We start from the raw sequence: 12979 nt of genomic DNA, 5'->3' as shown, positions 1-12979 counted from the left end.
TTTTTTAAACTTTTTCCCGAATTGGAAAACAGCAAATGAAAAATGAAGAATGAACTCACCGAATCTTTGCTCAAAGTCCCTTATTACCGCTTTCAATAAGTCAACCTCGCCGTCGCCAATGGAGACAAATTGGGACCATAACCCGTGATCTCTCCACTTTCACCCCCCATTCAAGTTTCTCCGATGACTTCTAAAACACGGTATTGGCAATATACTGTTGATTTACTCCTGTCCTATATGGATAACTTCAAACGAAACAGGAATGATTGGCAGGTAAAGACCAGTCTGATGAAAGACCTAAGTGGGCAAGCGATTAAACCCTACAGTATGTTCTTCTGTATTATACTCCTCTATATTACGTAGAGAACATTGACGTAAACCTTATACAGTACGGCGTACATGGTCCTTCGTATCCTGTTCTCCTTAAAACATTCATTCAAACTCCCTTCATAACAGAATACTGTTGAACCTATACTATTCCTTTCCAAGTAAAACCTGCTACAAGATAACTTTTATGTTCAACCATTATATACTGATGGCAGATACCTTTTCAAAAAAACCTTTTATTTGAATTTTTTTAACTCTGATCTAGTCAACCCATCTTTAAATTAATTGTCATGCTTAAAAAATCCTTCGCTTTATTAATTCTGATCTGCGCGTCGCTGTTCGCGAATGCCCAGCAGTTCAAAGCGTTATTGTTTACAAAAACGGCCGGTTTCCACCACCAATCAATTCACGAGGGCGTGGATGGTATTCGCCAGCTAGCGCAACGCCACAGTTTCAGTGTTGACTGGCAGGAGAATTCTTCTGTTTTCAATGAGAAGTCACTCAAAAATTATGACGTGGTTATTTTTCTGAACACCACAGGTGATATCCTCAACAACGAAGAACAGGCGGCATTCGAGAAATTCATTCAGTCTGGTAAGGGCTGGGTAGGTATTCATGCGTCTGCCGATACGGAATATGAATGGCCTTGGTACGACAAAATGGTGGGAATGATGTTTAAAATCCACCCGGCACAACAAACTGCATATCTTGATGTTGTGAATTCTAATTTTCCAGGATTGGAGCGATTCCCAAAAAGAATGCTTTGGACTGACGAATGGTATGAGTACCAAAAGCCATATAAAGCAGACGATCTGACTTTCCTGATTACGCTGGACGAAAAGAGCTATGACGCGAAAACAAAATGGGGCGATAATGAAGGAAAAGGAATGGGAGATGTTCATCCGATTGCCTGGTACCACAAATATGATGGCGGAAGAGCCTTTTATACAGGTTTGGGTCATATTGGCTTAGTTTACTCCGATCAATCGTTCCTTGACCATTTATACGGAGGTATTTATTGGGCAGCTACTGGAAAGGGTATCAAGTAAAATCTTGCTGGTGTATTAAAAGAAAGTCCCGGAGATCTGATTTCCGGGACTTTCTTATGTACTCCTTATATAACGCTACAAATCTACTTGACAACGACCACTCTAGTGGATGCAACCTTGTCAGCAGTATTCTTAACTTGAATTACATACAATCCAGAAGCCCATTCTCTGACAGATATACCTTTCGAAAGCTCAACCGTCTTGTCTGAATAGAACATCATCCGCCCTGAAAGGTTATGAATTGTAACGGATTTGATTATTGTCCAGTCAGTCACGTTTAAATGAATCCGCTCGACTGCCGGGTTCGGGTAAGCCTGCGCAGCTTCTTCTAAATCCTGGGCGATTGATCTGACCTCATTATTAATAGCCTCGTTATCGATCAAAAACAGAGAAGATTGTGCGTTTCCGGCGGCTATCCTGGTCGTAGCAGGCTTTATGACATTAAAATTAATGGTTAACGGAGTACCGGCTAATCCAGTACCTCCCCCTTTGCTATAAGAGGTTGCGGTAAGGGAATAGTTTCCAATAACCGGCGTCCAATTATTATAAGACCCGCCTGTGTCTCCAAATAAAGCGTAAGGAGATTCCGTCTCAACCTGATTCCTTGATACTGCACCTTTCAAACTGAAAACGACGCTCCCTACTACACTGGGAACGGTAACTGCTTTAATATTAAGGTTGCTTGGCAGGGTGTTCAAATTCAACGTCATCCCGTCAATCAAATTCTGAATATCAACATTGGTGTCTGCATTAAGAAGGACCAGCCCCGTTAATGACCCTGCTGCTGTGGCGTTGGCCTGGATGGTCAGTGTTACGTTATCTGCAAGACTACTCGCCCCCAAATTATCTACGACTACCAAACTAAAAACATATGATCCTACGATCAAATTGGTAAGAGTGGGTCTCGCAATCTTCTTATTATCGAAAACTGCTGTGTTGGGCCCACTTACCTGAGTCCAGCCATATCCTGCGATTGAGCCGTCCCGGTCAGTTCCACTACCATTTAGTTTGACTGAACCTAGTGGTTCGGTCAAAGTTCGGTCAACTCCAGCATCGGCGACCGGAATGAGGTTCGGATTGGCAATACCCTCTCCTGTCAGCCCCACCAATAGCGGAGTCGCACTGCTACTATATGCTACACTGATCTGAGCCACTTTTGTCCCTAAAGACACTGGTGAAAAGCTGACGTTAACAGTTTTAGTTGCCCCTGCTGCCAGGGTGACCGCTGTGGTAAAGTCGTGTTTAAATTCTGTCTTGTTGGCACCGGTTACTGTTATTGAAGTGATTTGCTTGGAAGATTTCGAAGTATTTTTTAGTGTCACAGTTTGTGCGGCAGAAGTTGTACCTGCCTGCTGACTGAAAAAGTGAAGTGAAGCGGGAGTAGCAGTGATATCAGTTTCAACATTCTGGATAATTTCGATTGCCGAAATTTTTGGCTGATCTTTTTTCACCGAAAAATCGATATTCAATTGACCGTCAGTTACCGGAATGGTAAACGTTTTAACCAGAGCCGTCATCGCACCTGCTTCCTTATATATATCAAAATCTTCGAGTTCAACACCCCCCCCCTCTATATTAACATCGAATACCCTTTTACCATTGCCACCCTGGCCTCCGCCCGTTGCTCCCCAATATATCTCCGCAAAATGCAGATTTACCTTATAGGTGCCATTGATCACAGGAAAAGCATATCCAAAAGGTGTACCGGAGCTTCTTTCCTTGATATAAAGTTGGTCGGAATTGGTATTTGCAATTTCCGTAACCTTTGCATTGGAGTAAATTTTTCCACCCGTGAAATAATTGTCAGCCGCCCAGGATACACCTTCTACTGTAACTGCTTCTCCTCCGCTATTAATCCTATAAAGTGTCGCGTTCGCAACTGCAATACTTCCCGTAAGCGAAACTGTAGTAGACGCTCCTGAGCCTGAATTCGCAAACACAAGACTTCCAGTTTTTGAGCCGGAAGCTGCTGTAAAATTGACCGACACATTTATGCTCCCTCCAACTGGTATCACCAGTGGTAAGGTATTTGCGATGGTATATCCAAACGAAGCATCTCCATTTTTGGTGATGGAAGATATCACAATAGCCTGGTTGCCGGTTTCATTCTTCAATGTGAGAGTCCTGGTATTTGAGGAATTCGCCGCGACCTGCCCAAAATCAACACTAGTCGGAGCCGTCAGTTTACTTTGAGTTAAAGCCGTACCAGTAGGTGTCGTGGCCGTTGAGAAATAAAATGCCTCTTGGGAAGTCAAAAGAGGATTTCCTCCCTGGTTACCTGCACCTGTCACTATATATATACCTCCATTGTTCTCAATCGCCTGGGTTCCATGACGGCCTTGCTGAAGATCCGCCAACTTTCTCCATGTGTTAGTGGTTATATTCAACGCTTCCGTCTCATTATGAGCCTTTGGTTGCGGGCTTTCTCCACCAATTACCAATAGCTCACCGTTCAACATCACATTTCCCGAACCGGCTCTCGGTGTGGGGATATTGCTTGCCGCTGGCAATGTGGTCCATTTGCTTGTGCTGAAATCATATACATCCACTTCCGGCACAGTCAATGCGAAAGTTTGCCCTGTGCTATATGATGATCTCCGACCACCTGCCACAAAAATCTTCGTTCCCGTTATGACCGCATGAAAGTGATCCCGCGCATGAGGAGCGTCTGTCAGCGTTTTCCAGGTATTCGTCGCGGGATCATATTCGTCAAACCAGCTCACGTGGCCCGCAAAATGCCCATCAAGAATACCACCGACCAGATATATCTTTTTATTATACACAATAATACCAGCCGAACCCCGCCTCCTTGCTGCCGGAATTGACCCGCCCTTGATCCAAACATTCGTCGTAGGGTTGTATATATAGATATCAGGCACAGGAGTTTCATGAGGATATCCTCCTGTAAAAGCTCCCACGACATATATCAAGCCATCCAATACTACCGCCTGAAAATGGTGAAGTTCCATTGGCACTTTAGCCTTATTTGTCCAAACCTTGGTTATTGGATCATATTCCTGAACAGCCTGAATGGTGCGACCGCCAAGCAGATAGAATTTATTCCCTGCCTGCACATATGCATTTTCCTCGCGACCGATCGGAACACCTGATGTTGGCGCTATGGTTTTCCAGGAACCAGTGGATAGTGGCTCGGTGACACTGACGTCGATAAAATCCCAGGTTGCGGTAAAAGCTGAGGCATTTTTCGACGTCGAAATAATACCTAACGCCAAGGCAGGAGCTCCTTGCAACGCAGTTAACAAGCTACCTGCTAACTTAATTGGTGCTCCGGCAGTTATCGGTACCCCACCGTTCACGGCATATTTCGGCTGAACCATACCCGTCGATGGGTTCACTTCAAGAATCAGGTCAACAGTAGTTGATGCCAAAATTCCAGATGCGCTCAGCTGTGTTGCAACAGCAGTTCCTGCGTTTTCATTCACAACCTGAATACCCCCAACGCCGCCATTGGCATTGAGAACAATTTTCAGATAGTTATCCTGATCACCCGTACCTATGTATATACCTTGAGATTGATCATTTTTCGGGGCAGTATTATTAAAGAATGATCCTAATACTCGTCCTTTGATAACAAACGGTAATGAAGATGAATTGACATTAACACCAAACTGAAATGCGTTTTCCTGACTGTTGAGCCCTCCCCACGCATCTCCAGTCGAAACCTGGACAACAGAGAAGGCTCCAACTGCTCCGCCTGCTATTAAATTATCCTCATCATATTCGTTGAGGTAGTCATTTGTGGCTTTCTTATTAGACATCAAACCTGTAAAACCTAACCCGAAGAAACCTGTGCCAGGATCATTATTGAACAGATCATACTTTAATGGAAGCTTGGTATCCAAACCGTTTTTAGCGTCTCTTGAGAAATAATCGACGCTATCCAGAATTCCATCATTATCATCGTCAGTATCTTTCAGATCCGAAATTTTATCCCCATCAAAGTCGGAAGGTTTACTGGATGCCAAACATGGGTTGGTCTTGTTATCCGTTTCATCGGCATTGGAATATCCATCTTTATCATCATCAAGGGTTGCACTATATGTACCTGAGCAACTTATTATATCGGAAGGCTCAAAAATGGTAATTCCGTTCGCACCATAAGTTGCAGCCCAAACCGTGCCCGGAAAAACGTCGGCGTCGCCTTGAGCTGTGATATCCAAAGGTTCTGAACCGAAGTTAGATGCAAATGTGGCGTCTTTGTTTACACGCTTATCTCCCAGCGAATTCAGAACTCCCGTTCCTGCCGCGTTGGGTTTGATCATATATATATTCCCATTGTAACACGCCGCCAGGATAAAGCCTTTGAGTGCACTGTTAAAATTGGAAGCGGTATATTCAGCCAGACCATTGGTCGACATAGGAAATGTCATCAAAGATTTGTCTGCTTCGCCCGGACTTTGGTAGTCCCCCTCTATCGGATTTGCCATCGATACCGGCACAGGAGGCCAGTCGGCAGGAAGTGGATTGGAGCCGGTTTTAGTGGTTCGCCAAACCCCTGAATTGCCGTTTCTGGTATACAAACCAGCCCCTGACGGATTAGCACGGATGGGATTAGGATGCCCTGCATAATAACTTCCTGCAACATATGTATCAAGATTTCCTATATAATGCAGCCCGTCCATATTATTAACCTGCGGATCATTGATCCCTGCATTACTTGAGCCTGGTTCGCCCACTACATAGTTATTGGTCGTGGTTCCTTTCGATCCTTCTTTGTCCGGACCGCCGCCCCACCCCTGGTTAGGCCCGTTATCTACAGTGTACATACGTCGCTCTTTACCCGGTGTTTTTGTAATAACCAGGTCATAAGCATTACGATATCCGGACGAAAAAATCTGGACGGGTCCGCCAGGAGCAATTTTCGCCTGATTTAACCCGTCATTTCCTCCAAACGGATCACCTATATCGTTCCCATCCAACCCATTCAAACGTGTAGGGTCATCGAGAGTTGGCAGGTCATATTTATATTTTGTATTGCCCAAACCCAGCGTAGGCATTGCGTCAATTTTTGTCAGATCAATTGATACAATTGCAGCTGATAAAGCATATTCACATATATATGCAAAACTGGTCGATGGCGCCCCTGCGTTGGTAAAGCCACCAATTGCTAAATAAAGTTTATTGGTTTTAGTATCCAGCTGCATTCCATTCGTAGCGTGATTTTCTTCCGAACGAGGCAACCCTCTAATCAGATCGACCTTGTCCCAGCCGGTTTTTGTTTTGGTAAGCCTGGATAAAATCCCGGAATTGGTATCCAGATTCAGATCTCCGTTAGGTCCACCTATTCGACTGTCGCTGGAAGTGACATATAAGACTGGAGCAGCCGAAGTGCCTGTGACTAATAAAGACGTTACCTGCCTTGTAAACACAAGCAGATTGATCAAACCATCATCGTTATGGTTAGGTATGGCATTAATAAGGCTGATCGTTTCGGTGGCAGTGGCGGAGTAATTACTCGCCCCATTCTTCTTAACCGTAAAAACTTTAATAACACCGTTTTGCTGTGCCACGTATAACCGACCATCTGGGCCGAATTGAAGCGACGTAGGGTTACTGATGTCGATGCTTTTTAAACTACTGCTGGCAAAGTTGTAGGTCTGACCGAAAGACCACTGATTCACTGCAGTTGATAATAGCAAAACTACCAAAAGTAATAAACCCTTTAAATGTTCATAAGGAGGAGTAAATCGAAAATTCATACACACATTATTTAATATTTGTGGTAACTAATTTGATACAAATACCACATAAATATAGTGCCACATTCACAGGAAACATAGGTTTTCCCGGAAAAAGTTAGGATTTCTGCTCATTTATACCCCTTATAATGAACTACTTAGATGTTTTTTGAACTATGAGCCTGGAAAGTATAAATTAGTTTACTTAATAAGCAAAGTTCCTTTACACAAATAGGTAGTAGTTTTTGTGATATCGCAGCCTCCCTCTTCAAATAAAACATTCCACTATTGACTACATAAATCATAGTATAACTTATGTCCTATTTTATCGATTAATATTTATCATAAATAAACATTGAATTATCCCATAAAGGGGAGTAATGGTATCACATGGGAACTCAACAGAAGTACAAAAAAATTTATATACTGATATATCCCGTTCAAATGTGTATTCATTCTCACCCAACTGAATGGACAAAAGATTGATTGACATCCGGGATTGGATAAAAATAGCAAGGCTTTTTTATGGTGAGGGTAGAATGGAGGAAGGGCGAGGAGAGATGTGGTTTGGGAAGATTAGTGTAAGAGATTTTGAACCCTAAGGCAAGGGTTAAAGTAAAAACGGATACTGAATTTCAGGCTCAGGAAAACAGACTATATTCAATACTTCTCCGTATCCGGATGAAATGTTTTCCAACTGTGCCAGAACTCCTGGTACGCGTTTATTTTCCTGAGATCTTCGCCGTTTCCGGATATACGTTTCCCGATCAGGTTATAAGCGGCGACGTCTGAGAAAAGGGTGTCGCTACGAAGAACCAATGGTACTTTAATGTTGCTTCTGTCAAAGGCAAAAAAGCTTTGGTTATCTGGTGCAATCACGAGCGCCACTGGTGTGCCTCCTACTTTTTCATTTACTATTCGATCCTTTTTAAGTCGGTTCCAGTCAAATGCCTTGCTGCCTCCTTTCGTAGCTATTCCTACTACCCACGATTTTTTTTCCCAGGAAGTTGTATCGGTCCTGGTTAACGCCGATCGCCCTTTCCCCGTTTCGTATCTGCTCATGGAGTCATACTCGGCCTGATATTGAGGGTCTGGCTGCATAATTTTGCTGTTGGGATGAAGTTTCAACCATTGGCCTAATGTGGTTTGGGTGCTGGCGACTTCCGGCAATTGCTGCCCCTTTAAAGATCCTGCAATCGCCTCGCCGTTAGCCTGTCGCCACCAGCTGCCGGTTGTTCCGTCCTCAAACATGGCATTGAAATGATCCATTCCAACCAGCCTGAACTCTTCCTTTTTTCCATTAACGATTGGCTCAAAGACCCTTCCTGTTCGGCAAACGGTACAATAAGTAACGATGACAGGCTTGCCTGCAAGATTGTCCTGCACCTGATGATGATAACCTATATATTGAATAGGATATGCTTTGGCTTCACCATTTTCTTCAATCCCGATCACCAAACGATCATTTGCGACTTTATTGGCAGATCCGTTTGTCAGAATAACCTGACCCGGTTGATAGAACATGGTATCCGCAGCCATTTCATAGTTGGTAGCATATGTGATACCGGCAACAATGAGAAGGAAAAGCGCAGGCAACCATGTCATTTTTCCAGAAAAAACAGAGAAAGAACCCGCCAGGATCATAGCCCAAAAGATGATCCGAAATGCCCAACGCCAGTAGTGGAGGAAATAGGCACCATCAATGCTGTTCATCTGCTGACTGCCAGGCATGGGCATTATGAAGTATACCTTGGCAATCTCATATATAATAATTCCGGCGATTCCGCAGTAAAATAACTTTTTCATGTAGCTTGTTCTGAAAGGAATCTCCAAGATATATTTTCACCACGGTAAAAAAAAGAAACGGATCTGCCAAATGGCAAATCCGTTTGCCTAATTATTAACCTATGATAATTTATGCTTCTATTTGCTTCTGGCCGCCATAACGAAAGCTACCAGAAACGGGATCGTGAAAACCAGCAATGCATTGCTAAACCCACCCATCACACTCACTAGAGATCCTATAAAAAAGACCGCAGTTGCTGTAAAAAAACGACCCAAATTAAAACAAAACCCCGTTGCCGTCCCCCGGATTGACACCGGAAAAAGCTCTGGAATATAGCTCGACAACGCGCCTTGGCTGATGCCGAAAAAGAAGGCTAATATGCCTGTCTCGATATATACTACATTGGAAAACTGACTATTGGTCAGAAACAATATGCTGCACATGGTAAGGCAACCTGCAAAAGTGACCATCAGTGTTTTCTTTTTGCCAAACCTATTAATTAGCAAACCGGAAAAAATACCGCCAGTGATGCCACCAATCCCTAACAAGATCATGATCAAACCCCGCTCTCTCTGCCCGTCTGCGCCTGGGGGTAGCAAAGTTTGAGCCCAGGTTGGAAGCCATGAGAATATTCCCCAGAGTCCGATCAGAACGGATCCGAAAATCAGTGCTCCTGATATCAGATTCGGTTTATTTTCCTCGGTAAAAATTCCTTTAGAATTTGCTCCCGAGGTTTTGGTATGTCTCCAGCTACCCGATTCCGGTGCAAAAAGATATATAGCCAGCGCAGCGAAAACAGGTATTATCCCGATTCCAAAAGCCGTGCGCCAGTCAGAGAAAAGAAGGTTTAAACTTCCTGTAGTCACGATACCAATTGGAAAACATACCGCCAGAACTCCTAAAATAATAGCTCTGTTCTTTTCCTCCCATATTTCGGATATATATACGGTACTAATCAATAATACGCCGCCAACCCCCATCCCGGTAAAAAACCGAAAAGCGAGCAGGGTATACCAATCGGGGACGATGGTAACCAGGCAGGTAGATATCCCATACAACCCGGTTACTATTGCCAGCGATTTTACCCTTCCGATCCTATCACTGATCACTCCAAACAACAACCCTCCGAACATCCAGCCATATAAGAACACGGCACTTACATAGGCCCCTATCTTGCCAAGAATCTCCTCATTTACCGCATCACCTTTAAGCTCAGCAATAGCCACGGGCAAATATACCGACATGAGTGTTGACACCGTTCCGGCAAGCAGATAGCTTACCACACAGAGACCGAACGCCAGCCATTTCCCGCTTACACTACTTGATTTCAGTGCTGCTACTCCTATTGTCTCCATTTTAAAATCTGTTGCCAGTCGGGTGATTTAGTTTAATATTCTTTTACTACCAAAATCCAGGTGCTGATCATTAAATCATTTTCTTATCATATTGTCTCATCTGCATCGACACAAAGAGGTTAGGTAATTTTTTCAAAGTTTTAAAGTGGAAGAAAATATTATACTTTTTTCAAATGTTCATAGCCATTAGGCAACCGATTGTACCCGTTGGTCACTAAACGTTGTCCAAGGCCTTGATAAAATTCTGGACTCGATGGCGCCACCGTGGCCATTCCGTCAACATAGCGGTTGTATAGGCAAAACAGAGCGGCAATTAGCACAGTATCATGTATTTCAAGATCCGTTGCGCCATACTTTTTCGCTTCCTGAACAGCTTCTCCGGTTACAGCTCTCCCACTCACCTGAACCTGTTTCGCGATTTTCAATAATGCTTTCATCCTGTCACTAACTGGGGCCAGATCTACATCCTGCTTCATAATTTCGCAGGTTTCGGTTTCTTCCAATAGCAGATCGGCCGCCGCCGTATGGGCCGCCGTGCAAAATCTGCATCCGTTCTGATAGGACACGATCGTTGCGATCAACTCGCGTTCTCCGGGCGTCAAGGTTGACTCACCACGCAGTAAAATCTGCGTTAACTCGCGGATTGGTTTAGCGGTGTGCTGGCTGAATTCCAGCAAGCCTGTTATACCCGGCAAATGCTCGGGCAGTGGAATATGTGGCATGTTAAAGTCTGATTGACAGCGAGGTATTAAACAGTTTCTTTGATCGGGTAACGTACATATCCTACGAAAGCCATTCGCTCTCCCATTTCGCGGTATGCTTCGTTTTCTTGCGGAGCCCAGGTTCCCAGTCCGTCAACATAACGATTGAACATGCAAAATGCGGCAGCAATCAGCACCGTATCATGAATTTCCTGATCGGTTGCCTCCTGTTCGCGGGCAGCTGCGATATCGGCTTCGGTTACCTCTTTTCCGCTTTTTTGCACTTTCGCTGCAATGTTTAGCAAAGCACGTAGTTTCGGGCTAACAGGTATTTCTTGGAAATTCTTTTTGATATCGTCGATCAGGCCATAGTCACAAGCCAGGTGCGCCATTGCGGCAGAAGCGTGCGAGGTATGACAGAAATGGCAATTGTTCAAATAAGAAACATGGGCAGCGATCAACTCGCGTTCGCCACTGGTTAGTGAAGATTCTCCTCGTAGTAAAACATCTGCCAAAGCTCCAAGCGGGGCTGCAGTTTCGGGACGGAATGCAAAAAGTCCAACAATTCCCGGAAGCGACTCGTCGGGTAGAGATATATGCGCCATTTTTAGATAAAAATCTGTGTTAGTAAATTTGATTTTAATCTTGATAACATATTGATTGATAAGCAGTAAAACATCTCAAATCGATGAAACGCACTGATTAAACCAAATAGAAATCAGGAGAAATAATAAAATGTACTAGGCCAGATCGGGTGGTGGCGACGGAATTTGGAAGTGCAACTCAGTAGCGGGCAGTTGCACGGTATGATAAGAAAGTTGACGAGCAGGAGCCCATTCCATAACGTAGAATGTGTGTTTGGAGCCCGGCGTCATATATTCTTTCAGGAAGTTCTTTAATACCTGGGAATGATCACTCTTCTTCTGATCAGAATGGCCAGTTACCTGATCATTTATTTTGGAAACAAGGTCACTGAAGCGATCCCGCGCGTTTTGGTCAAACTCACATTGAACATAAAGCGTATCGTTGATCAGCTGCTTGCTTTTCATCTGATAAAACTGACCCTCATGCTCAATCTGCCCTTCCGCGGGTTCCGGGGCATTCCAACTTGTTTGATAAGGAACCGAAACCGGAACCTTAATCACAATATTAGAAGAACCATAAGCTTGCTCCACAAAATCTTTTCCACTATCACTAATAGTATGCCTCTCCTCCGACAAGAAGACTATCGCGTAGCCAATCATGTTGTAAAGTAGCAGCCCCAGAAGCAATATGGATATAATCCTGCGCAATGCTTAAATAGTTAAATTCTTTCCAGTTTATGCAAATGTAACGAAAGTGGAAATAATTGTTCAGTTTTTTATTGGAAATTTTATTTTCCTGACAATCCGCTGTATAGATTATTTTACTGTAGCTCCACTTGATTGGGGTCGAGCGCTTTATTAAGTTGGGAGACTATTTTGTCGGAAGATGGGCGTGAGGCATGGGCGTCAATGATATTTCCTTGGGTGTCAATCAGGAAGTAACGGGGAATGCCATTGATGTTATACAAATTCATTAAGGCTTGATAGCGATCTTTATCTGAGATATTGATATGTATACCCATTTTAGTTGCCAAATATCAACAAGAATACCTCATCGTCTACCACTTACATTACTTCCTAAATTAAAGAGTTCGATGGAAAGCCTCGAAAGTTCCTGCTCGTTTACCCAGAACCAACCGACTCACCTAAGAAATGTGCTTGTGAAAAAGGTGTAAGTAGGCTGTCGGAGCTCCAAATTACGATCTGTCCGGTCAGCAGTGATAGCAATTGTGGCAGAAGGCCGAATTTTATAAATTCCAAAACGTGTTACCCCAAGCTTTCTTTCATTGACTTCTTCCTTACAATTGAGTTCTACATAAAAATTCCAAAAATGTCTGATAGATTTATGAGAGCTTTGATGACAAATCTCTGCATTGGCAAGTTTACTTTTAAAAAAACTATTCTCAGCAATATCACCAACTCCAATAGATGACGGCATCGTAAGCCGTTCCACATTCCTTGTTATCCCGCTCACCAAG

The 12979-nt window shown here is 43.7% G+C and carries 9 protein-coding genes; 1 reads left to right on the top strand and 8 read right to left on the bottom strand.

Translation table 11 applies throughout. The annotated features are described in order from the left end of the window. Nucleotides 1-617 precede the first annotated feature (617 nt). Entirely contained in the window at nucleotides 618-1376 is a 759-nt protein-coding gene (locus AC1XUD_RS26310) for a ThuA domain-containing protein (protein WP_483364037.1), read from the top strand. Nucleotides 1377-1459: 83 nt separating this feature from the next. Here the strand turns inward: AC1XUD_RS26310 and AC1XUD_RS26305 are convergent, their stop codons facing one another. The 8 genes from AC1XUD_RS26305 to AC1XUD_RS26270 form a co-directional block, all read right to left on the bottom strand. Next, a complete protein-coding gene (locus tag AC1XUD_RS26305) occupies nucleotides 1460-7096 on the bottom strand; it encodes a Kelch repeat-containing protein (protein WP_483364036.1) in 5637 nt (1878 codons plus the stop codon). A gap of 639 nt (nucleotides 7097-7735) precedes the next feature. After that, on the bottom strand, nucleotides 7736-8881 hold the full coding sequence (locus tag AC1XUD_RS26300) for a DUF3179 domain-containing (seleno)protein (RefSeq protein ID WP_483364035.1): 1146 nt from the start codon (nucleotides 8879-8881) through the stop codon (nucleotides 7736-7738). A gap of 117 nt (nucleotides 8882-8998) precedes the next feature. After that, on the bottom strand, nucleotides 8999-10216 hold the full coding sequence (locus AC1XUD_RS26295; RefSeq protein ID WP_483364034.1) for an MFS transporter: 1218 nt from the start codon (nucleotides 10214-10216) through the stop codon (nucleotides 8999-9001). Nucleotides 10217-10374: 158 nt separating this feature from the next. Next, on the bottom strand, nucleotides 10375-10938 hold the full coding sequence (locus AC1XUD_RS26290; RefSeq protein ID WP_483364033.1) for a carboxymuconolactone decarboxylase family protein: 564 nt from the start codon (nucleotides 10936-10938) through the stop codon (nucleotides 10375-10377). 26 nt (nucleotides 10939-10964) lie between these two features. Next, a complete protein-coding gene (locus AC1XUD_RS26285) occupies nucleotides 10965-11522 on the bottom strand; it encodes a carboxymuconolactone decarboxylase family protein (protein WP_483364032.1) in 558 nt (185 codons plus the stop codon). 135 nt (nucleotides 11523-11657) lie between these two features. Beyond that, nucleotides 11658-12209, bottom strand: a complete 552-nt coding sequence (locus AC1XUD_RS26280) for a hypothetical protein (RefSeq protein ID WP_483364031.1) — start codon at nucleotides 12207-12209, stop codon at nucleotides 11658-11660. A 113-nt stretch (nucleotides 12210-12322) separates the two neighbouring features. Further along, nucleotides 12323-12475 (bottom strand): TlpA family protein disulfide reductase, encoded by a 153-nt coding sequence (locus AC1XUD_RS26275; protein WP_483364030.1) that lies wholly within the window; start codon nucleotides 12473-12475, stop codon nucleotides 12323-12325. 167 nt (nucleotides 12476-12642) lie between these two features. Further along, nucleotides 12643-12979, bottom strand: a 337-nt coding sequence (locus AC1XUD_RS26270) for a hypothetical protein (protein WP_483364029.1), incomplete at its 5' end; no start/stop codon positions are given.

It is taken from the genome of Dyadobacter sp. HNCC25DJ184 (genome assembly GCF_056895215.1).
The sequence above is the reverse complement of the archived record's forward strand: the minus strand, read 5'-3'. Positions and strand labels throughout refer to the sequence as shown.

Excerpts from the sequence above, each read along its gene's own strand:
- AC1XUD_RS26310 (WP_483364037.1), top strand. The coding sequence starts at position 618 with ATGCTTAAAAAATCCTTCGCTTTATTAATTCTGATCTGCGCGTCGCTG.
- AC1XUD_RS26305 (WP_483364036.1), bottom strand. The coding sequence starts at position 7,096 with ATGAATTTTCGATTTACTCCTCCTTATGAACATTTAAAGGGTTTATTA.
- AC1XUD_RS26300 (WP_483364035.1), bottom strand. The coding sequence starts at position 8,881 with ATGAAAAAGTTATTTTACTGCGGAATCGCCGGAATTATTATATATGAG.
- AC1XUD_RS26295 (WP_483364034.1), bottom strand. The coding sequence starts at position 10,216 with ATGGAGACAATAGGAGTAGCAGCACTGAAATCAAGTAGTGTAAGCGGG.
- AC1XUD_RS26290 (WP_483364033.1), bottom strand. The coding sequence starts at position 10,938 with ATGCCACATATTCCACTGCCCGAGCATTTGCCGGGTATAACAGGCTTG.
- AC1XUD_RS26285 (WP_483364032.1), bottom strand. The coding sequence starts at position 11,522 with ATGGCGCATATATCTCTACCCGACGAGTCGCTTCCGGGAATTGTTGGA.
- AC1XUD_RS26275 (WP_483364030.1), bottom strand. The coding sequence starts at position 12,475 with ATGAATTTGTATAACATCAATGGCATTCCCCGTTACTTCCTGATTGAC.